Source organism: Sulfurovum sp. (assembly GCF_015493435.1).
Taxonomy (GTDB): domain Bacteria; phylum Campylobacterota; class Campylobacteria; order Campylobacterales; family Sulfurovaceae; genus Sulfurovum.
Genome location: NZ_WGDD01000019.1, coordinates 1 through 21050 on the forward strand (window position 1 = coordinate 1; position 21050 = coordinate 21050).

Here is a 21050-nt window from a genome sequence, read left to right on the forward strand (position 1 = left end):
ATGTCAGCGGAAAGCTGAAATAACGCTTTTCTGCTTTATGCTTGAAACACTCTTTTACAGAGTGTTTTGATGATGAAGCATATTTTTCATGAAAAAAAGAATATCTTTAAAAATCATACATATGACAGTAACCCATATTACTCCACAGACTGGATCTCCTTAAACTATCTCTTCTCTCCTCACCACACAATGTTCACTCATTCCATCGATCATCGGAGCGACAGTTCTTAAGGTTACGGAAGGGTTTTCTCCAAAGAGCTCAGTATAGTATTTTGAAAACTTACCCATATGTCTAAAGCCCCATTTTTGTGCCACTCTCATGACAGATACCTCTTTGACATTGGATTGGATCAGTTCATGATGTACCATATTGAGTTTGGTAAGTCTGAAAAATAGCTTGGGGGTAAAACCAAAAAGTGATTTAAAGGCGTTTTGCAGACTTTTCTCACTTATTTGATGTTTCACTGATAAGGAAGCAATATTGACAGGGGCATCCATATGGTCGAAAAACTGTTGTCGTATGGCAAGTGCTGTCTTCTCAGATTTGGTAAAACGAGGTACATTGGCCTCCTGTGCATCTAAAATATGCATCATCGTATCTACGATCTGAGCTTCAATCTTCATGCTTGTTTGCAGGGTAAGCGCTGCTTCGCCTTCACTATAGGTATCTAAAATATGCATAAGCAAAGAAGCCATCTTTTTATCTGTATCTATAAAATAGGTATCGACTGCAGGGGCCAGTCTCTCATAAAGTGAAGCATATGCAGATTTTTTAAGACTGACATCAAGGAATTTTACTTCATCATTGAACATCAGTGTGTACGGCTTTTTGTCATCATTGATGGCAATCATATCTGTTTTGAGTTTCATTTCATTAATACAGGCTTTATCAGAGATCAATGGTATGACAGTGAAGTTGATGGTATCTGCAGGAACAATATAGTCATGCATGAGCGAACCATAAAAATGTGAATAGCTGATTTGAATATTGGGCAAAGAGAGTATCCTGTAGTTACCATTAAGAGAGTTTGGTTTGAGTTCGTAAGTGCATAACAGTGTCCACTCTACAGCATGTTTTGCCATATCCCTATAATTGTCAAATTCTTTTTGAAGAGACATCCCCTCTTAAAGTTTTACCGTTTCAACATTTTTTTTACTTCTCATTTAAACATTTTATCCTATTTACGCTTTTGTGATAGATAATGTTTTTTTATTATGCTACTATGCTCCATATTTTAATTTAAAGGAAAAATATGAAAATATTTAAATTACTACTTACAGTAGTAGCTGTTTCCCTTCTTGGGCTTACAAACATGGCTTATGCCAAAGGTGTTGTTATCACGAAAGAGAATTTTATACATGCGGATTCAGTAAGAGCGTATTTAAAAGAGTTGGCAAAAACAGATAATAAAGTAAATATTATCACACCCATGAGAGAATTAACCAATGCTGATACACAAGATGTCATTAGAATGAATGAAGATACGCTTTATGAAAGAGTCATCCTTGATGTAAAAGGTGGCGCTACTGTCTCTTCAAAAAAGTATGCAGGTTTTCAAAATATCTTGGTATTAGACCCAAATCATAGCCAAATCGCTTCAATAACAGGGAAAGGAACCATTAAACTTGATGAAAGTATGCTAACCGTTGGTCATCATGCATATATCATTGTCAGAACCGGATTGTTAAGAAATCTTCCAAAAAAAGAAATGATGAAAAAAGCCCATGAGGCACAAGATAATATTTCAATTACCTATCACTCTTCTGAACCATATGTTCCCTCAGTAAATTATGACTTTTCTACAATGGATAAAGTAAAATATAAAATTTTAAAAGACTTTGCATTAAAACCTCAGAAAGATGTTGTAAAAAATGGTGCAGGAACAATGAAAGATAGAAATCCGGATGCTGCAAGAGTAGTTATTGCTATTGGTTGGGGTATTTTATCAAAAGATTTCGCCTGTTATTCTTCCTTTACCGGTAAAGGAGACAGACAAGCGATCACCTTTAAAAAACCAGATTTAAAATATGGAGAAAAAGGATTCTTTTCTTTTACAATCTATAATCAAGATGGGTATATCGCTACTATTAATTATGCTATCAACTCCGACAACATGGTTCCAAACAAAGACGGAAGCTATACCGTTAACTTCCTGGCATCCGGTGAACCGGTAAAGGGTCTTAAAAATGTTGTGAGAACGCCAAGAGGTAAATTTTGGACAGGTGTTATGAGAGCATATTCTCCTAAAAACCCGGATGAAACATTTAAACATATAGATGCAATCACTGGAAAGATGACAAAAGAGTTTATGAAATAAGTCTCTCTATTCGCATCAGAATGGCGAATAGACAGACCTTTTACGTCAAAAAGCGGGCCTAAGGGAAAATCTTCAGGCTTCTTCCCAGCTTTTTCACCACATTCTCCGGTCCCTGGACCAAAAGCGGATGCTTGTCTGCATCCAGCCAGCGGATGATCTCTTTCATTTCATTTTCACTCATAACCGTACATCCGGCCGTCGGTACCTTTTTGATATGCAGGAAGATACACGACCCCGCGCCGGGAACGGCACCTTTTTCATCTATGTGGTTATGGTTGACCACAACACCGTATTTGTAGTAGTTTTTGGGAAACTTCATATGTTCTTTGCTTGTGTAGTCGACTCTGATCTTTGTACTGTCGACGATCTTGTTGTAGAACTTTGAATGGACATCGTCCACACAGTGATCCGTCTCTTTATAGACACGGTAGGGATACTTTACGGCAAAAGGCCGATAGCCGAAAGCCTGCTTGAGCGTGAAGATACCCGCCGGTGCTTTGCCGTCACCCTCTTTTTTGATGATCTTCGCATCTTTGGGAATGTGATGCAGTCCTCGGCCCCAGCCCAGGCCGTTCCTTCCCAGTTTGACAGAAACGGCTTTGCCCACTCTATGCCATTTTGTGCCTTTTTTTTCATACCGCTGGAGCGTACCGTTCGGTGTAGACCAGTTCTTTGCCGTTACCACGATCAACTGCTTCGTGTCAGGCAGGTTTGCCTGCAGTGTTGCAGCAAACAACAAACATCCAAGTAAAATCTTTTTCATTGTGTTATAATCCTTCTATACATTAAATTTTCAGGTACTTTTATGGAATACGGAATCATTTCTATCGCGATACCCCTGCTGACGATCTTTTTGGCCATTATAACAAAAGATGTCATCGTTTCACTCGTCGGAGGGATCTTTGCCGGTCTTTTGGTACTTAGCGGATACAATCCGTTCACTGCTTTCGTGGCGCTTTTTGACGGCATCATTGCTCTTTTTGCCGAAGGATGGATCACAAAGACACTGCTTTTTATGCTCCTGGTGGGTGCCATTATGCGACTGTTGACGGACAGCGGCGCGGTAGACAGCTTTGTAGCCTATCTCAGCCGGAAAGCCAAAAAGATAGACTCCCCTACCGGTGCCATGATGCTTGCCTATGTCATCGGTGTCATCATTTTCATCGAATCGTCCATCACTTCACTTGTTGCCGGAACCGTGGCAAAGCCTCTCTGTGACAAGCATGGTGTCAGCCGTGAAAAGCTCGCCTACATCTGTGACTCCACCTCCGCACCCATCTGTTCGCTGATCCCCATGAACGGCTGGGGTGCCCTGCTCCTGGGACTGATCATCACAGCCGTGGAATCCAAAGTCATCAGCGGCGACCCTGTCTCTCTGCTCGTCTCTTCCATCCCCTACAACTTCTATGCCATCTTTACACTGCTGATCGTTTTGGGAGTCATTTACTTTAAATGGGAGATCGGCCCCCTAAAACACAGTATTCCAAAGCCCTACCACCCTGGCAGCGTAAATGAGAAGATCAAAAAGACTCCCTGGCCTATGCTCCTTCCCCTGATAGTCATGGTTGTCTCCGTCCCCGTAACACTTTACATTACCGGCAAAGGAGACATCTTCAAAGGTTCAGGCTCTACATCGGTCTATTATGCAGTTATCGTGACACTTTTTTTCATCTATCTTTACTTCATCCCTGGCAAGCTCATCTCCCACAAAGCTTTCTTCAAAAGCTTTTATCTCGGCCTGGGAGAAATGATACCTGTCACGATGATACTGCTCTTTGCCATCTTCATAGGCAAGGTCATCGGCGACCTAGGTACCGCGGCATACCTGGCCGATCTGCTCAGCGGCAATATTTCACCGGTATTCATTCCAATGCTGATCTTCATTGTGTCGGCGATTACTGCTTTTTCCACCGGTACCAGCTGGGGAACCTTCTCCATCATGATGCCTATAGGTTTGGCACTGGGGGCGACAATGGGACTGGACATTCCTCTGGTCATCGCCGCGGTTATCTCCGGCGGTATCTTCGGAGACCATGCCTCCCCCATCTCCGATACGACCATCATTTCTTCCATGGCAGCCGGCTGCGACCATGTGGAACATGTACGCACACAGCTGCCCTATGCGCTGATAGGAGGTATGCTTTCAACCTTGGCCTTTCTGCTTGCGGGATGGATACTGGTATAATGTTACTACACCAAGTAAATACCCAAAGGAGCCTGACATGAAAACCATATTGATACTGTTTTCACTCTGCCTCGCCACACTTGAGGGCGGATTCTGGCCTGATTTCAGTTTTGCCTACACGCATGGAAAAGGCCATGTTGATACCAATTTCGTCAGAAATGACAAACAGCAGATCGTACTGGACAGAAAAGAGAAAAAATTCTACTATGACGCGAAACCCTCCACAAAGATGACCTATGCCGATGCGGTCAGGTATTGCGAAAAGATGGACTACCTCGGCTATACGAAATGGCAGCTTCCCAGCAAAGAGGAGATGCGTTCCCTGCTCGAACTCTCGCGCCGGGACATCACGGTCAAACATGCTTTCAAAAATATCCAAAAGGGCATCTACTGGTCCTTGACCAAAGACAGAAGCGATGAAGCATGGTATTTCGATTTCGATCTGGGAAGATACTTCGTTGCCGATATGAACAAGAAATTCTATGCGATTTGCGTCGGCAGGGAAAAGTGATCCTTTCCTGACAGGCAGCTGTATCTTTTACAGTATTTCCAAAAAAAACCGGGAAATTTGCAAGATACACCCACTGAAGTTATGATAGAATACGGCAATTCATCATAGGAAGTATATACGTATGAAACTCCTCGTCTCCGCTTTGGAACCTTCTGCCAACCTTCATCTCAAAGAAGTACTCAGGCACACACAGGATGTTGAACTCATGGGTATCTTTGACAAGCACATTGAGAACGGCACACCCCTGTATGACATTTCACAAATGGCGATCATGGGGGTGGTGGATGCCCTCAAAAAACTGCGCTGGTTCTTCAAGGTAGCCGACGAAATGGTCGCACTGGCAAAAGAGGCAGATAAAGTCCTTCTGATGGATGGTTCGGGCTTCAATCTGCCGCTGGCCAAAAAACTCAAAACGGCATACCCTGACAAGGAGATCATTTACTATATTCTCCCCCAGGTATGGGCAAGCCGTCCCAAACGTGTGAAGAAACTGGAAAAGTACTGCGACCGCCTATTGGGTATCCTTCCTTTCGAGATTGGCTACTACAGCAGCGGTAAGGCACAATATGTCGGCCATCCGCTGCTCGACGAGATCGATGTCGTGCGCCATGAAAAAGAGACAAAAGGATGCATTGCCTTCATGCCCGGAAGCCGTAAAGCGGAGATCAGCCGTCTGATGCCTGTTTTCCTTGAGCTTAGACGAAAGCTGGGCAATGGTATCAGACCGCTGCTTGTCATACCGCCTTCGTTCAGCAGGGACAAAATCGCCAAACTCTACCGGGGCAACAGGGAATTTGAAATCGTACGCGATACACATGAAGCACTCAGACGTTCGGAATTCGCTTTTATCTGTTCGGGTACGGCGACACTGGAAGCCGCGCTCATAGGCACCCCTTTCACCCTTGCCTATATTGCAAAAAAAATTGACTATTTCATCGCTTTCAAAGTACTGGGTATCACACAGATCGGCCTGGCGAACATCATTCTCGCGCACGACAATCACACGACCCTGCACAACGAACTGCTGCAGGAAGAAGTTACGGTTGACAATCTGCTCAAAGAGTACTACAATACTGACCGAAAAAAATTCGCCGCAAAAGCCAAAGAGCTCAGGGAGTATCTCGGGCACGGAAGTTCGGAGAATGTCGCGAAGATCATCATGCAATCATAGGATGCTGTCCCCTGACGGCACCCAAAAATGGTGCTGTGAGAACACAGCACTCTACCAATCCACCCAAAGAGGTTCATATGCTCGTACACATCTGCTGTTCCGTTGACAGCCACTACTTCCTTCAGAAACTGCAGGCGGACTATCCTGACGAGAAGCTCACCGGTTTTTTCTATGACCCCAATATCCACCCCTATTCCGAATACTATCTGCGGCTGCTCGATGTCAAAAGAAGCTGCAAAATGCTCGGTATCGACCTTATAGAGGGTCAATACGATGTGGAAAAATGGCTGGAAGCTGTTCGCGGGCTGGAACATGAACCTGAAAAAGGTGCGCGCTGTTCGGTCTGTTTTGACAGGCGCTTCGAAGTTTCTGCACAAAAAGCAAGTGAGCTGGGAGAACGCATCTTTACCTCCACACTGCTGACCTCTCCCAAAAAATCGCTCAAACAGCTGCAGTATGCAGGCAATATACTGGCTGAAAAATTCGGTATCGAATTTATTGCACCGGACTACAGGAAAGCTTCGGGAACACAGGAGCAGAACATTTTGGCCAAAGAAGACGCCCTCTACCGCCAGGATTACTGCGGATGCCTTTTCGGGCTTACGATGCAGCGCGATCAGCAAAAGAAACTTGCCGATGAGCTTTTTCTGCCCGTCTCAGGGCAGATACAGCCTGAATCCATCGAAGAACGCATAGCAATGTATGAGGAGCGCTGGAAGCTTGAAGAAGAACAGGTACCCCACCGGATCGTCAAACAGCGTTTTCTCAACTGGCGTTTGAAAACGGGATTCCTGCGTGTACGAAAAGAAGTGGTAGCCGCACATTTTCTGCCCTATTCCACACTCAAAGGAGAATACAGCAGAGGGAAAATAGAATACACGACGGGAGAGCTGCACCACATGAACAGGGACGAAGTAAAATTCATCACTCTCGAAACATACAACAGGCTTTTAAAAAGCCGCTACAGCAGTATCACAGAGCTGATATTCTCTCCTTTGGACTTTGAAAGAGAAGTGTCTATACGTACCGATCTGGGTCTGTCTCCCTATGACCTTTCCGCTATTCTTGTTGTTGAAAAGATCCCTTCCAACAAGATAGAGATACTTTGTCAAAGCGAGGTATACAGCGATGTCAGGGAGGTTCTGATCCGTTAACCCGTTTTTTACTCTTTTTTCGATAAAATAAGAGAATTTTTTCTAAAGGTTCTACATGGTTTATAATGTCGTTGAAATTCAAAAAATCCTTCCGCACCGGTATCCTTTCCTTCTGGTCGACCGAATCAGCAAACTCGAAAAAGGTACGCACATAGAAGCCTATAAAAATGTTTCTATTTCCGAGCCGGTATTCCAGGGGCACTTCCCTGACCATCCCATCTATCCCGGTGTCATGATCATCGAAGGTATGGCACAGGCAGGCGGCGTACTGGCTTTTGAAAGTATGGACAATGCCACACAGGAGGAGATTGCGAACAAAGTGGTCTATTTCATGAGCATTGACAAAGCGAAATTCCGCTCTCCTGTCACACCGGGGGACCAGCTGGTCTACAAATTGAACGTTATCAAGAACAAAGGTGCCATCTGGCAGCTTGATGCCAAAGCCTATGTGGATGACAAACTGGTTGCCGAGGCTGAACTCAAAGCCATGATCGTGGACAAATAGGCCTGTTGATGTCCAACATCCATCCTACAGCCATCATTGAAGACGGTGCGATCCTGGGAGAGAATGTCTCTGTCGGTCCTTTTGCCTATATCGGTGCACAGGTGACCATCGGCGACGATACTTCCATTGCTTCTCACGCTGTCATCGAAGGACGCACGAGCATTGGAAAGAACAACCGTATTTTCTCCCATACTGCCATCGGTACGATTCCCCAGGATCTTAAGTTTTCAGGGGAAGACGTGGAGCTGATCATCGGTGACAACAATACCATCCGTGAATTTACCCTGCTCAACCCGGGTACCAAAGGCGGCGGTTCTGTCACCAGGATCGGTAACGGCAATCTTCTGATGGGATATGTCCATCTCGGACATGATGTTATTCTGGGTGACAACTGTATCCTGGCCAATGCCGCAACACTGGCAGGGCATGTCGAACTGGGGAACAATGTGGTCATCGGCGGCCTGACCCCGATCCACCAGTTCGTACATATCGGGGATTTTGCCATGATAGGCGGAGCGAGTGCCCTTGCACAGGACATACCGCCCTACTGTCTGGCAGAGGGAAACCGGGCTACACTCAGGGGGCTGAACCTGACCGGCTTGCGCAGACATATCGAACGCAATGAGATCAATGCACTCAAAGCCGCTTACCGAGAACTCTTCGAAGAAGGACAGGCATTGCAGGATGTTGCCCAAAGACTTTTTGAAGAGAGCAGTTCTGAAAAAGTAAAGCACCTGTGCACATTTATCAAGACCTCCAAAAGAGGCATACCGTTCACACGGAAAATAGAAACAAGAGGATAAACCAATGTCAATCAAAGCATGCAGCTTCTGCGGAGTACAGGAGAGTGAAGAAAATCCTCTCATAGCGGGTGAAAATGCCTATATCTGTTCAAACTGTGTCATTTCCGCCTACAAGATCCTTTTCGGAGAAGAGGAGCAGGAAGCAGAAATGACCGAACATGATGCAGTGACACTCTATACCCCCAAAGAGATCAATGCTATACTCGATGAATACATCATCGGGCAGGAAGGTGCAAAAAAAACACTTGCTGTCGCAGTCTATAATCACTATAAACGTATTTTCAGAAACATTGTCGAAGATGATACACAGCTCGCCAAATCGAATGTACTGCTGATAGGACCTACAGGATCGGGGAAAACACTTTTGGCACAGACCATTGCCCGCTTCCTGAATGTGCCTATCGCCATTGCGGATGCAACAAACCTGACTGAAGCCGGCTATGTAGGAGAAGATGTAGAAAACATCCTTACCAAACTGCTTATGGAAGCTGACGGTGACCCGAAGCGTGCCGAACAGGGCATCGTTTTTATCGATGAAATCGACAAGATAGCACGTATGGGAGAGAACCGTTCCATTACCCGTGATGTTTCAGGAGAAGGCGTACAGCAGGCACTGCTCAAACTCATTGAGGGATCTGTTGTGAATATTCCGCCCAAAGGCGGAAGAAAACATCCCAACCAGGACTTCATCCAGATCGATACTTCCAACATTCTCTTCATTTGCGGAGGTGCTTTTGACGGACTCGACGATATTTTGAAACGAAGACTCGGCGGGAATACGCTCGGTTTCGGTCAGGAGAAGCGTTCAAAATCCGAGGAAGAGAACATGATGCATCTGGTTGAAGCAGACGATCTCGTTTCCTACGGATTGATCCCGGAGCTGATCGGGCGTTTGCATGTTTTGGCCACATTAGGTAAAATATCAAAAGAAGATATGGTTCGTATTTTGGTAGAACCGAAGAATGCATTGGTCAAACAGTACCAGAAACTTTTTGAAATCGATGATGTCAAACTCACTTTTGATGAAAATGCGCTTGCACTGATCGCACAAAAAGCGATTGACAGGAAAACCGGGGCAAGAGGTTTACGCTCTATCCTTGAAGAAATCCTGCTCGATATTATGTATGAGCTGCCTGATCTTGCCGGTTATGAAGTGGTCATCACGGAAGAAGTAGTGGAAAACGGTGCTCAGCCGCTCTATATAAAAAATAAAAAAACAGCATAAAAACTGCTACTGTAAAAGAAAGGATAATACACTATGTTTAAAAAAGTATTAGGTCTGTTCTCCAACGATCTTGCGATTGACCTGGGAACAGCAAACACACTCGTACTTGTCAAGGGGCAGGGAATCAGCATCAATGAACCTTCCGTGGTCGCCATACAGTTCGACAAGCATGGACAACAGCGTATCCTTGCTGTGGGACAGGAAGCCAAAGATATGGTCGGTAAGACACCGGGCAACATTAAAGCGATCCGTCCTATGAAAGACGGAGTCATTGCCGATTTTGAAGTCACCGAAATGATGATCCGCTATTTCATCGAAAAAGCACACAAAAGAAAAGGCTGGTTCTCACCGCGTATCATTATCTGTGTTCCCTACGGTTTGACACAGGTTGAACGGCGGGCGGTAAAAGATTCCGCAGAGAATGCCGGAGCACGGTACGTGTACCTTATAGAAGAACCGATGGCGGCTGCGATCGGTGCGGGTATTCCGGTCAAAGATCCCAACGGTAACCTTGTCGTCGATATCGGCGGAGGTACTACAGAGATCGGCGTAGTCTCTCTTGGCGGCCTGGTGTTGAGTAAATCGATCCGTATTGCGGGAGACCACCTTGACCAGTCCATCGTTGATTATGTCAAAAAGAACTTCAACCTGCTTATCGGTGACCGTATTGCGGAAGAACTCAAAATAAAGATCGGTACAGCCATACCGCTGGAAGAAGAACTTTCAACTGTTGTACGGGGCAGAGACCAGATAGAGGGAAGCCTGACTTCCACCGAGATCACTTCGGAACATCTCCGCGAAGCGATAAAGGACTCTCTCGAAGAGATTGCAGATGCACTCAAAATCGTTCTGGAACAGACCCCTCCGGAACTTGCCGGTGATATTGTTGAGAACGGTATCGTGCTCACAGGGGGCGGTGCCCTGATCAGAGGATTGGACAAATACCTTTCCGATATTGTAAAACTCCCTGTCTATATCGCAGAAGATCCGCTGCTTGCCGTTGCAAAAGGTACGGGCAAAGCACTGGATGAATTAGACATTTTACAACAAATGGCATATGAAGACTAGAATCATCATTATTATTATTCTGCTGGCTGTGCTGGCAGGATTACTGACAAAAAATGATGAACACATCATGGATGTACTGCTTGGTGCCATCAATCCTGTCAAACAGAAATACAAACACTTCACACAAAACATTGAAGACAAAAGCCACAGTTATATCTTTCAGAAAGAATCCATTGAAAAACTGAGCCGGGAGAACCGTATTTTGCGTAAACGTCTGCTTGAGCAGACACATTATATCAAACAGGTCAAAGATATTTATGATGTACTGCCGCAGCTCAAAAAACTTCCTGCCCACAATATTTCCATTACAGAAACCATCTCCTATGTCAAACTTAACAGTTTTACACAAATTATTCTGACCAAACCCAAAGGCATACATAAAGGCAAACTTTACGGACTGATACAGGGAACGGTGGCAGCCGGTGTAGCTATGGTAAAAAACAACCAGCTTTACGGCTACCTCACTTCTGACAGCAAATGCCGTTTTTCTGTTTTCATAGGAAAGAACTATGCACCGGGTATTGCCATTGGTATGAGCAAAAATGAAATGGTCGTCAAATTTATTCCGAAATGGCATAAAATAAAAGAAGGGGACAAAGTCGTTACAAGCGGCCTTGACAATATTTTCTTTGCCAATGTACCTGTGGGAATCGTTTCCAAAGTCGAAACACAGAGTGCCTACAAAGTCGCGTACATTAAAACCTACAGTGATGTATTCCATCCAAAGACTTTCTTCCTGATCAATGATCCCAAAGCAACACTTGCCAGAAATTTTGACCGATTTCTCACGAAGATACCCGAAGAAAAAGAGTGTATTCAGCCAACAGACCTGAATGCCACAGAGACAAACGGAACGATCGCACTTTCTGACCTCAACACCACAGAAGACACCAGGCTGAGCGAAGGAAACCTCAGTGTACCTGTCATTTCAAGTATTCCCGCACGTATTGACCAGACACAGCCGGATGTCATAGAACCCGAAGTACCCCAGGAACCTCACACCGAGCCCAAGCCTGTCAAAAAACATATCATTCACAAAAAGAAAAAACGTGCGGCGGAAAGTTTGGATCTCTTCTAAACCTACCCTTTTTTAAGGGCGGTTTTTACCCTTGTGTAGTATAATCTTAAACTAAAAATAAAGGCCTTTTCTCCATGCCAAAACGCGAAGACATCAAAACTATTCTACTGATCGGTTCAGGACCTATTGTCATCGGGCAAGCCTGTGAGTTCGACTATTCAGGAACGCAGGCAGCCAAAACACTCAAAGAGCTTGGTTACCGTGTTGTACTGATCAACTCCAACCCTGCCACCATCATGACCGACCCTGAATTTGCCCATAGAACCTACATAGAACCCATCAATGAAGAAGTGATCTCCAAGATCATCAAGAAAGAGAATGTTGATGCCATTCTTCCTACCATGGGTGGACAGACCGCATTAAACGTTGCTATGAGTATGCACGACAAAGGCATGCTCGAAAATGTCGAATTTCTCGGTGCCAACCCTGCTGCCATTAAAAAAGGCGAGGACAGACAGGAATTCAAAGAAGCCATGCTCAAAATAGGGATGGATCTTCCCATTTCGCAGTATGCCTACAATATGGATGAAGCCCTGGATGCAGCAAAGAATATCGGCTTTCCGCTGATCATCCGTGCCTCCTATACGCTCGCTGGCGGCGGTTCCGGTGTTGCCTACAACATGGATGAGTTCAAGGAGATCGTCCAAGGAGGACTTGAAGCTTCTCCCATTTCAGAGATCCTCATTGAAGAATCCCTGCTTGGATGGAAAGAGTATGAGATGGAGGTCATTCGTGACAGAGCGGACAACTGCATTATCGTATGTTCCATCGAGAACTTCGACCCGATGGGCGTACATACCGGTGACTCCATTACCATTGCCCCTGCCCTTACACTGACCGACAAAGAATACCAGCATATGAGAGATGCCTCTTTCAAGATCCTGAGAGAAGTCGGTGTCGATACCGGCGGATCAAACGTACAGTTCTCCATCAATCCCGATAGCGGCCGTATGATCGTCATTGAAATGAATCCGCGGGTCAGCCGTTCTTCTGCCCTGGCATCCAAAGCAACCGGGTATCCCATTGCCAAAGTGGCGACACTGCTTGCTGTCGGATTTACACTTGACGAGATCACCAACGACATTACAGGTACACCCGCTTCCTTTGAACCGGTCATCGATTATATCGTGACCAAACTGCCGCGGTTTACTTTCGAAAAATTCCCATTGGCAGATTCGACACTGACCACGGCCATGAAATCGGTCGGAGAAGTAATGAGTATGGGAAGAACCTTTAAAGAGTCTTTCCAGAAAGCACTCTGTTCGCTTGAAACAGGGCTCACCGGATTTAACGAAATCAAATGTGACGGTGAAACGCTTGTACGGGAGATCCGCCGCTCCAATGAAAAAAGAATGCTTTATGTCTTTGAAGGATTCAGACGCGGTATGAGTATCGATGCCGTTTTTGACCTGTGTAAAATAGACAGATGGTTCCTTTACCAGCTTGAAGAATTGGCCCAGCGGGAAAAAGAGATGGATATCGCCCTGCTCTCCGATGCCGAGCGACTCAGAGAAGTCAAGTCCGAAGGCTTCTCTGATGCCATGATCGCTGAAGTGATCAACAAAAAAGAGGGTCTCAAACTTACGGAGAACGATGTATACAATGCCAGAGAAAAACTGGATATTGTACTGGAATACAATGAAGTGGATACCTGTGCTGCAGAGTTCAAGGCATTGACACCCTACCTCTATTCTACAACGAACATCACCAAACTTCCCCCACGCTCAACGATAGAAGAACAAGACTCCAATAAGCGTAAGGTTCTGGTCATAGGCGGCGGTCCGAACCGCATCGGCCAGGGTATCGAATTTGACTACTGCTGTGTCCACGCGTCATTCGCACTTGAAGACATGGGGATCACGTCCATTATGTACAACTGTAACCCTGAAACAGTTTCTACAGACTACGATACGTCCGATATTCTTTATTTTGAACCGATCGATTTTGAACATGTACGCAATGTCATAGAACTCGAAAAGCCGGACGGGGTCATCGTGCATTTCGGAGGACAGACACCCTTGAAACTGGCGAAGAACCTGACAGCAATCGGTGCAAAAATTTCCGGAACTTCAGCAAAAGTGATCGACCTTGCAGAAGACAGGGAACTCTTCTCCAACTTCATCAATGAACTGGGACTCAAACAGCCGAATAACGGTACGGCCTTTGCAAAAGATGAAGCGATGACGATCGCGAACCGTATCGGTTACCCGGTACTGGTGCGCCCGAGTTTCGTACTTGGCGGACGCGGGATGAGAACAGTTTACAATGATGCGGAATTGAGAGAATATATGGACGAAGCTGTTTCTGTCTCCAATGATGCGCCGGTACTGATCGACAAATTTCTTGACAATGCCATCGAACTGGATGTTGATGCGATCTGTGACGGTACCGATGTCTATATCGGTTCAGTCATGCAGCATATTGAAGAAGCGGGGATCCACTCAGGTGACTCGGCCTGTTCCCTGCCTCCTGTTTCCATTTCGGATGAACTGATTGCCGAAGTCAAAGACCAGACAGCCAGGATCGCACTTGGGCTCGGTGTCATAGGTCTGCTCAACATCCAGTATGCCATCTACCGGGGTGAGATTTACCTGATCGAAGTAAATCCGAGAGCTTCAAGAACCGTACCGTTCGTTTCAAAGGCAACCGGTGTCCCTTTGGCAAAAGTAGCCACAAGAGTCATGGTCCAGGGCAACCTGAAAGAAGCACTGAAATACTACGATACCTTCAATGTCGTCAATTTTGGCAAGAAGATCATGGAACCGAACCTCAAAGGCCATGTGGCAGTCAAAGAAGCGGTATTCCCGTTCAACAAACTGCCCGGCTCCGACCTCATTCTCGGACCGGAAATGAAATCAACCGGTGAAGTCATGGGTATTTCCGACAACTTCGGTATGAGTTTTGCCAAATCCCAGTTTGCATCCAAAAACAATATTCCCCGTGAAGGGAAACTCTTCATCTCTCTGACTGAAATCGATAAACCGCATGCCGGTGAGATCGGGAAAATGTTCACAGATCTCGGCTTTGAGATCGTAGCGACTTCAGGAACACATGCCGCACTTGAGGAGGCAGGCATTCCTTCAACCAAAGTTCTCAAGATCTCGGAAGGCCGCCCCAATATTGACGATATGATCAAAAATGAAGAGATCGCCCTTGCGATCAATACCAGTGACAACAAAGCAAGCAAAGCAGATGCAAAAACCATCCGCCAGTCGGTCCTTGCCAACAATGTTGCCTACTTTACCACCATAGCCGCAGCACGAGCCACTGCCCTTGCTATCAAGGAACTCAAAGAACAGGACGGCTGTCTTGATCCAAAAGCACTTCAGGACTATTTGTCCTGATGGCATCCCGCGATCTCCGCGGGCATGGCAGTACGGCATCGTATCTTTTTCAGAACTTTGTCTCTTCCCAGACAGTATTCATCAAAATCTTCTGCTATAAACAGTACGCCTTTGTAGTTTTCCCTTATCTCTCTGTAAATCAGGTCGGTATTTTCTGTTCCCTTGTTGTTGTAACGTGGGGCAATATGGGTAGCAATAAGATTTTTGACCTGCCGTTTTTGGGCAGTTTCTCCAAGTATTTTTGCAGTAGTATGCAAGACTTTTACTTTTAAGGTATCGTACACTTTCTGTGTATAGGTACATTCATGGACAAGCAGGTCAAGCGCATCAAGACAGTTTCCCAAAATATCCGGTTCACTGTTGTCTCCTGCAATGATCAGGGTTCGTCCCGGTATGGGATCGAGCATGAAATTTTTAGCATGAAATTTCTTTCCCTGAAACATGACACTTCTTCCTTTTTTCAATTCACCGTAGAGTACGGAAGGCTTCATCCCTTCAGCCCTCAATGCCGCCTCATCAAGTCTGTTGCCTATATCGTTTTCCCTGATATAAAAAGCGTAGCTCTCAATGGAATGCACAAGCGGAAGTACCTTTATTCTGCATTTGTCAAAAACAAAGGTCTCCCCTGCTTTAAATTCTACGATTTTCAATTTATATCCGAGATGTTCGAATGACGTATCCAGTGCGCACTGGACAAATTTCCTGATCCCTTCAGGACCGTAAAGTGTTAAGGGTCTAAGTGCTTTATCCAGTGTTTTGGTAGAAAGAAGACCGGGAAGTCCGTAATAATGATCGCCGTGCAGATGGGTGATAAAAATGGTACTGAGCTTGCCGACAGAGAGCCTGCTACGCATGATCTGGTGCTGCGTTGCCTCTCCGCAGTCAAACAGATACCACTGGTTATCCTGGTCAAATACCAGACCGAGTGCAGAAACATTTCTCTCTTTGGTCGGCTTTCCGGCACTTGTCCCGAAAAATATCAGCCGCAAATGCTATACTTTATATCTTGCAGCCGGATTTGCTTTGAGTCGTTCAACCGGGATCGGCTCCAATGTTTTTTCACATATGCCGTAAGTGCCGTATCCGATCTTTTCCAAAGCATGCTGTACTTCGCCTAATTCATGCTGCTGTTGTTCAAGGAGCGCTGAATCTTCTTCTTTTATACGGGTCGTTTCCGCCACATCTTCAAGATCATTTCCGCCTCTTTCCGTTTTTACTGCCAGCTCTCTTCTCAGCCTTGCAATATTTTCTTCAAGCTTTTCCTGCTTTTCCTGGAGCAGTGCTTTAAACTTTTCAAGATCAAGATCATTTCTTTTTTGCATTTCATATTCCTTTTTACTGACAATTATATCACGTTCATACAAATTTTACGATCTAAATACCTCTAAATTGTTTTTCTTTCTGATATACTTATTGGATAAATCATAATCATAATGGAGAAACCGTGCTAAAAGAAAAAGTCTTTCTGACACAAACAGATACCACCATAGGCTTTGTCTCCCGGAATGCAGAGAAACTGACGAAATTAAAACAGAGACCTCCCCATAAATATTACATTAAAGCAGTCAATTCACTGGATACACTCAAATACTTTACACGTGTCCCTTCTATCCATAAAAAGAGACTGAGAAGAGCCGGAAAAACGACTTTTATCATGCCTGACGGCCATTCATACCGTGTGGTACGGGAGAAACATCACCTGCTGCTGCTTGACCGTCTCAAATGGGCCTATACTACTTCTGCCAATGTCAGCGGGCATGCCTATAGTGAAAGTTTTGCCAAAACCTCTGCTGATATCATCATTACACCGCTCTGTTCGGACGGACAGGCATCCAAGATATACCAACTGAACAATACTACGCTGAAAAGGATACGCTGATGGCTGTTATTTATGAAAACCGGACGATACGGATTGAAACGGAGACAAGCGAAATTCCCTGGCTCAAAATATTTACCCAATACCCCTATAAAGAAATGAGCGAAGTCCCTGTCGAGACCAGACTTGAAATTTATTCGCTGCTTGACATCATTGAAAAAGAAATGATCACTTACTTTACACCTGACAAGATCAATATCGCTTCTTTCGGGAATTATGTGCCCCATGTCCACTGGCATATCATGGCCCGTTTTAAAGAAGACAGTCATTTCCCGGAACCGATGTGGGGTACGAAACAGAGAGAAAGCAGTCTAAAACTTCCTTCTTTCGAAAGTTTCTGTCTGAAACTGGAAAACTTGTTCAAGTAAATTTAACTCATATAAAAAAGTGTTCAATGTTACTTATGAACCCATTTTATTTCCTTCCTTTGGAAATGATCCGTATACACTCCTCATTTCAGGCTCTATTAAGCATTCAAACAGCATAATAGTCTGATTAATAATCGGACATTTCGATTATAACCATCTCCCAAAAAGGTATTTTATGGAAAGAAGAGACTTTTTCAAAAAAGCTGCTGTGACTGCGGGTGCAGCAGCCTTAGGGACATCTGCGCTTGAAGCGGGTGTGACCCATCAGCCCAATAACAATAGAAAAATAATGGATATCGCCTTTCCTGAAAAGCGTCCTCTCATCACTTATTCTGACAGACCGCCTCTGCTTGAAACCCCACAGAATGTTTTTACGTGTGCACTGACACCCAACGACCAATTCTTCGTGCGCTGGCATATGCCGGATATCCCTACCTATATCGATATGGACAAATTCACCATTTCTGTCAACGGTATGGTCAAGAAAGAACTCAAGATCTCCCTCAAAGAACTCAAAGAGGACTATGAGCAGGTCGAAGTCACTGCCGTGCTTCAGTGCGGTGGTAACAGCCGGTCTGCCTTTACACCGACTGCCGGAGGTATCCAGTGGGGAAGCGGTGCCATGGGATGTGCACAGTGGAAAGGGGTCAGACTGCGTGACATCCTTGACAGAGCCGGTGTCAAAAAAGGGGCCGAATGGCTTGCCGTACAGGGAAGCGAAAAGGCTGCCTATTACGAAACGCCCAACTTTATCCGTGAGCTTCACCTCGATGAACTCGATGACCACGTGATCATCGCGTACCAGATGAATGGCGAAGACTTGCCTTACTTAAACGGCTTCCCTGTGAGGCTTGTTGTTCCGGGCGTTTATTCAGACAGCTGGATCAAAATGATCGACAACATCACTGTTTCGGATAAATATCAGAATCTCTTTTTCATGGATCATGCCTATGTTGTACCGGACAATGAATGTGAATGCGAAACACCTGAAAAGTTATTCCCTAAAACAAAACCTATCTACAGGATGAATGTCAAATCAGTCATCGGCTATCCGTTAAACGGTGCAAAGTTGACACTGAAGTCACAGGCTGTCATACGCGGTGTTGCCTTTGACGGGGGTGCAGGTATCAAGGATGTTCTGATCTCGCTTGACGGTGGAAAGACCTGGGATAAATCGTTGCTTGACAGCGGTAAACTCGGACGTTATGCCTACAGAACATTCCGCTACAGTTTCAGACCGGACAAGCTTGGGAAACTGGAAATCATGGCTAAAGCGATCAACAAACTCGGTGAAGAGCAGCCGCTTTCAAAAGATATCAAATGGAACCACGGCGGTTACAAATACAACGGTATCGATGTCATTACAGTAGAAGTCGTATAAAGGATCGAGGAATGACTATAATAAAAAAAATAATTTTAACTACACTGCTTGCCGCCACACCGATGATGGCACAGGTCAAAGAGAAAATTGAAGTTCCTTATGTTGCCTTCCCTGTCAAAATGGGCAAAGGATTTGAAACAGTCCAGGCAAACTGTCTGATGTGCCATTCTTTTGGCTACATTATCAACCAGGGAAGACAGTCCAGAGCATTCTGGAAAGGCAAAATACAAAAGATGATCGTTCATTTCAAAGCACCTATTACGGACAAAGATGCAAAAATCATCGAAAACTACCTCTTCACACACTACGGAAACGGGAAAGAGAAATAACCCTTTCCTTCTGCATCGGGACCTTGGTTCCGATATGCTCCCGTCTCTTCCAAATTTTCAGATCCGATACTTCTTTCCCTGATTCGAACATACAGGAGATCATTTCTGCAACATTCCGGTATTGCTGTGAAAAAGTTTTCTGTAGCGCTTCTCTTTTCTGCGAAACTTTTTTAACTGCTTTTTGATCTTTTCGATCTCTTTTTTCTGATACCTTTTCAGATCGGGCTGCAAAATCCTTGCGATATAGCTACGCAGTATCTCATTCTTTTCATTCTGCTGCAGTTTTGCCAACAGCATCGCCTGCTGATAACTGTCATGGTAGGCACCCAGTACATTTTGGATCTTTTTCATTTCTTTGAGACGTTTTTGCATCTTCTTTTTCTGATACAAACACGCAAATGTTTCGAGCAGATAACGCAGCTTCTTGTATGAAATACGCAGAGTGTGCAACTTCTTTTCTATACTGTCTCTCTTCCTGTCAAGAAGCTTTATCTGTTTTTTTATCTTCAGAAAACGCCCGTAAATCACCCTGTCAGAAAGTTCTTTTATTGTCGTGCTACCCTCCTCTGAAGCCGTATTGACATATTTTTCGGACAGACAGGATTCCCATGAGTGTAAAATACCGTTACAGATTTCACTCAGAAGATATTCCATAATCATCCTGTGCTCCTCCTGAAGCATCTTTTCCAACCTTTCCTTTAAAAGAAGCCGTGCTTCGATGTTCTCCCCCGGTTTGGAATTCAAGCTGCAGATACGCCCATACAGTACATCAAGGTCACGTTTGGTATTGCTGATACTGATGAGTGTTTTCAGTGCTTTTCTGTGCTTCGGAAGACGGCCGCTCCCATCGAGGAATGAAAATTCACCCATCAGTACAACCGATCGTCTCACAGAAATTCTGAACTGATGCAGCACTTCATTATCCGCTTCTTTCAGTACACGTTCACGGTAGGCATAAATATCTGACAGCAGTTCTTTCAGAATAGCTCTGAGTACAGGAACAGCCTCTTCTTTTTGGCCTATTTGCTTCATCTTTGCCTCCAAGCGGTCAGTCGACCGTACCAAATGTATTATAGCACAGTCAGGGCAAAGGTATCTTCCCCTTGCTTCTCCTTGCTATATTGTCACGATAGAGCCAGTCAGATTTGATCTTTTCTCTCTGTTCTTCTGAGAGCTGCGGCACAGCATACCTGCCGGCCTCCTCCAGCTGACGCTGGGCTTCATAGAGTATGAGGGCTGCGGCAACAGAGACATTGAGACTCTGTACCATGCCCTGCATGGGAATGATGACCACTTGATCCGCCAGATCCACTATACCGGAAGAAACACCTTCTTTCTCGTTCCCCATCACAATGATCGTCGGTTTCGTATAATCCACTTCTCTGAAAGAGATGGAATGCTCTTCCAAACGGGTCACTACGATCTGATATCCCTGAGTCTGCTTTTCCTGAAGGAATTCTGTTTTTTCTTCCGTCCCTACACGAATTCGCTCAATCCATCGGTGCGCACCCTGGGTGATGGTCTTATGGATACGAAGGTCATGGTCCTCTGCCGCACTGTAGTAAAGCTGCTGTACTCCGACACCATCACAGGTACGAAGAATGGCTGAAAGGTTCTGGGAACTGTGGACATCATCGAGCATGACCTTCAGTGCAGGCTGTTTATGCAAAAGTATGGCATCCATACGTTCCAGACGTTCGTCACTGTTCATTGCCTCACTGCTGTTTGCTCCCA

Annotated in this window: 21 protein-coding genes; 15 read left to right on the forward strand and 6 right to left on the reverse strand. The window is 45.1% G+C overall.

Annotated elements, in window-relative coordinates; translation table 11 throughout:
• Window positions 1–159 precede the first annotated feature (159 nt).
• Complete coding sequence (locus F8L24_RS03040) at window positions 160–1083, reverse strand: helix-turn-helix domain-containing protein (protein WP_294951619.1); 924 nt, start codon at window positions 1081–1083, stop codon at window positions 160–162.
• Window positions 1084–1253: 170 nt separating this feature from the next.
• Between F8L24_RS03040 and F8L24_RS03045 the strand changes: the two genes are divergently transcribed.
• A complete protein-coding gene (locus F8L24_RS03045) occupies window positions 1254–2318 on the forward strand; it encodes a DUF1214 domain-containing protein (protein ID WP_294951621.1) in 1065 nt (354 codons plus the stop codon).
• A gap of 58 nt (window positions 2319–2376) precedes the next feature.
• Here the strand turns inward: F8L24_RS03045 and F8L24_RS03050 are convergent, their stop codons facing one another.
• A complete protein-coding gene (locus F8L24_RS03050) occupies window positions 2377–3081 on the reverse strand; it encodes a hypothetical protein (protein ID WP_294951623.1) in 705 nt (234 codons plus the stop codon).
• Window positions 3082–3123: 42 nt separating this feature from the next.
• Here F8L24_RS03050 and F8L24_RS03055 point away from each other — a divergent pair, with 42 nt between their 5' ends.
• From F8L24_RS03055 to carB, 10 genes are all read left to right on the forward strand, one after another.
• Window positions 3124–4503 (forward strand): Na+/H+ antiporter NhaC family protein, encoded by a 1380-nt coding sequence (locus F8L24_RS03055; RefSeq protein WP_294951625.1) that lies wholly within the window; start codon window positions 3124–3126, stop codon window positions 4501–4503.
• A 37-nt stretch (window positions 4504–4540) separates the two neighbouring features.
• A complete protein-coding gene (locus F8L24_RS03060) occupies window positions 4541–5014 on the forward strand; it encodes a DUF1566 domain-containing protein (RefSeq protein ID WP_294951627.1) in 474 nt (157 codons plus the stop codon).
• A gap of 121 nt (window positions 5015–5135) precedes the next feature.
• Entirely contained in the window at window positions 5136–6185 is a 1050-nt protein-coding gene (gene lpxB, locus F8L24_RS03065; protein ID WP_294951629.1) for a lipid-A-disaccharide synthase, read from the forward strand.
• 77 nt (window positions 6186–6262) lie between these two features.
• A complete protein-coding gene (locus F8L24_RS03070) occupies window positions 6263–7339 on the forward strand; it encodes an epoxyqueuosine reductase QueH (RefSeq protein WP_294951631.1) in 1077 nt (358 codons plus the stop codon).
• 55 nt (window positions 7340–7394) lie between these two features.
• Entirely contained in the window at window positions 7395–7844 is a 450-nt protein-coding gene (gene fabZ / locus F8L24_RS03075) for a 3-hydroxyacyl-ACP dehydratase FabZ (protein WP_294951633.1), read from the forward strand.
• A gap of 8 nt (window positions 7845–7852) precedes the next feature.
• Window positions 7853–8647, forward strand: a complete 795-nt coding sequence (gene lpxA / locus F8L24_RS03080) for an acyl-ACP--UDP-N-acetylglucosamine O-acyltransferase (protein ID WP_294951635.1) — start codon at window positions 7853–7855, stop codon at window positions 8645–8647.
• Between the two features lie 4 nt (window positions 8648–8651).
• A complete protein-coding gene (gene clpX / locus F8L24_RS03085; RefSeq protein WP_294951637.1) occupies window positions 8652–9872 on the forward strand; it encodes an ATP-dependent Clp protease ATP-binding subunit ClpX in 1221 nt (406 codons plus the stop codon).
• Window positions 9873–9905: 33 nt separating this feature from the next.
• Window positions 9906–10940 carry a rod shape-determining protein gene (locus tag F8L24_RS03090; protein ID WP_294951639.1) on the forward strand — a complete coding sequence of 345 codons (1035 nt, stop codon included), beginning with the start codon at window positions 9906–9908 and terminating at the stop codon, window positions 10938–10940.
• Window positions 10930–12018 (forward strand): rod shape-determining protein MreC, encoded by a 1089-nt coding sequence (gene mreC, locus F8L24_RS03095; protein WP_294951641.1) that lies wholly within the window; start codon window positions 10930–10932, stop codon window positions 12016–12018. Before F8L24_RS03090 ends, mreC begins: the two co-directional genes overlap by 11 nt.
• A 74-nt stretch (window positions 12019–12092) precedes the next feature.
• Window positions 12093–15362, forward strand: coding sequence for a carbamoyl-phosphate synthase large subunit (gene carB / locus F8L24_RS03100; RefSeq protein WP_294951643.1), 3270 nt, complete (start codon window positions 12093–12095; stop codon window positions 15360–15362).
• Here carB and F8L24_RS03105 read toward each other — a convergent pair.
• Entirely contained in the window at window positions 15350–16351 is a 1002-nt protein-coding gene (locus F8L24_RS03105; protein WP_294951645.1) for a ribonuclease Z, read from the reverse strand. The two genes, carB and F8L24_RS03105, sit on opposite strands and share 13 nt — an antisense overlap.
• Before the next feature lie 3 nt (window positions 16352–16354).
• A complete protein-coding gene (locus tag F8L24_RS03110; RefSeq protein ID WP_294951647.1) occupies window positions 16355–16684 on the reverse strand; it encodes a TraR/DksA C4-type zinc finger protein in 330 nt (109 codons plus the stop codon).
• A 122-nt stretch (window positions 16685–16806) separates the two neighbouring features.
• Here F8L24_RS03110 and F8L24_RS03115 point away from each other — a divergent pair, with 122 nt between their 5' ends.
• From F8L24_RS03115 to F8L24_RS03130, 4 genes are all read left to right on the forward strand, one after another.
• Window positions 16807–17241: a Sua5/YciO/YrdC/YwlC family protein gene (locus tag F8L24_RS03115; protein ID WP_294951648.1), complete on the forward strand. Its 435-nt coding sequence runs from the start codon at window positions 16807–16809 to the stop codon at window positions 17239–17241.
• Window positions 17241–17606 (forward strand): HIT family protein, encoded by a 366-nt coding sequence (locus F8L24_RS03120; RefSeq protein WP_294951650.1) that lies wholly within the window; start codon window positions 17241–17243, stop codon window positions 17604–17606. The genes F8L24_RS03115 and F8L24_RS03120 overlap by 1 nt, the downstream gene beginning before the upstream one ends.
• A 175-nt stretch (window positions 17607–17781) precedes the next feature.
• Entirely contained in the window at window positions 17782–18987 is a 1206-nt protein-coding gene (locus F8L24_RS03125; RefSeq protein ID WP_294951652.1) for a molybdopterin-dependent oxidoreductase, read from the forward strand.
• An 11-nt stretch (window positions 18988–18998) separates the two neighbouring features.
• The gene (locus tag F8L24_RS03130) at window positions 18999–19316 is read left to right on the forward strand and encodes a sulfite:cytochrome C oxidoreductase subunit B (RefSeq protein WP_294951653.1); all 318 of its coding nucleotides are present in this window, start codon (window positions 18999–19001) and stop codon (window positions 19314–19316) included.
• Window positions 19317–19415: 99 nt separating this feature from the next.
• On the opposite strand, the gene F8L24_RS03135 is transcribed toward F8L24_RS03130, so the two are convergent.
• Complete coding sequence (locus tag F8L24_RS03135) at window positions 19416–20348, reverse strand: CHAD domain-containing protein (protein ID WP_294951655.1); 933 nt, start codon at window positions 20346–20348, stop codon at window positions 19416–19418.
• 49 nt (window positions 20349–20397) lie between these two features.
• Complete coding sequence (locus F8L24_RS03140) at window positions 20398–21027, reverse strand: RNA methyltransferase (protein WP_294951657.1); 630 nt, start codon at window positions 21025–21027, stop codon at window positions 20398–20400.
• Between the last annotated feature and the right edge of the window lie 23 nt (window positions 21028–21050).

Bases quoted from the DNA above. Each gene is read 5' to 3' on its own strand.
- F8L24_RS03060 (WP_294951627.1), top strand. From the start codon at position 4,541: ATGAAAACCATATTGATACTGTTTTCACTCTGCCTCGCCACACTTGAG.
- lpxA (WP_294951635.1), top strand. From the start codon at position 7,853: ATGTCCAACATCCATCCTACAGCCATCATTGAAGACGGTGCGATCCTG.
- lpxB (WP_294951629.1), top strand. From the start codon at position 5,136: ATGAAACTCCTCGTCTCCGCTTTGGAACCTTCTGCCAACCTTCATCTC.
- F8L24_RS03120 (WP_294951650.1), top strand. From the start codon at position 17,241: ATGGCTGTTATTTATGAAAACCGGACGATACGGATTGAAACGGAGACA.
- carB (WP_294951643.1), top strand. From the start codon at position 12,093: ATGCCAAAACGCGAAGACATCAAAACTATTCTACTGATCGGTTCAGGA.
- fabZ (WP_294951633.1), top strand. From the start codon at position 7,395: ATGGTTTATAATGTCGTTGAAATTCAAAAAATCCTTCCGCACCGGTAT.
- F8L24_RS03050 (WP_294951623.1), bottom strand. From the start codon at position 3,081: ATGAAAAAGATTTTACTTGGATGTTTGTTGTTTGCTGCAACACTGCAG.
- clpX (WP_294951637.1), top strand. From the start codon at position 8,652: ATGTCAATCAAAGCATGCAGCTTCTGCGGAGTACAGGAGAGTGAAGAA.
- F8L24_RS03040 (WP_294951619.1), bottom strand. From the start codon at position 1,083: ATGGCAAAACATGCTGTAGAGTGGACACTGTTATGCACTTACGAACTC.
- F8L24_RS03070 (WP_294951631.1), top strand. From the start codon at position 6,263: ATGCTCGTACACATCTGCTGTTCCGTTGACAGCCACTACTTCCTTCAG.
- F8L24_RS03140 (WP_294951657.1), bottom strand. From the start codon at position 21,027: ATGAACAGTGACGAACGTCTGGAACGTATGGATGCCATACTTTTGCAT.
- F8L24_RS03055 (WP_294951625.1), top strand. From the start codon at position 3,124: ATGGAATACGGAATCATTTCTATCGCGATACCCCTGCTGACGATCTTT.
- F8L24_RS03135 (WP_294951655.1), bottom strand. From the start codon at position 20,348: ATGAAGCAAATAGGCCAAAAAGAAGAGGCTGTTCCTGTACTCAGAGCT.
- F8L24_RS03125 (WP_294951652.1), top strand. From the start codon at position 17,782: ATGGAAAGAAGAGACTTTTTCAAAAAAGCTGCTGTGACTGCGGGTGCA.
- mreC (WP_294951641.1), top strand. From the start codon at position 10,930: ATGAAGACTAGAATCATCATTATTATTATTCTGCTGGCTGTGCTGGCA.
- F8L24_RS03090 (WP_294951639.1), top strand. From the start codon at position 9,906: ATGTTTAAAAAAGTATTAGGTCTGTTCTCCAACGATCTTGCGATTGAC.
- F8L24_RS03110 (WP_294951647.1), bottom strand. From the start codon at position 16,684: ATGCAAAAAAGAAATGATCTTGATCTTGAAAAGTTTAAAGCACTGCTC.
- F8L24_RS03045 (WP_294951621.1), top strand. From the start codon at position 1,254: ATGAAAATATTTAAATTACTACTTACAGTAGTAGCTGTTTCCCTTCTT.
- F8L24_RS03130 (WP_294951653.1), top strand. From the start codon at position 18,999: ATGACTATAATAAAAAAAATAATTTTAACTACACTGCTTGCCGCCACA.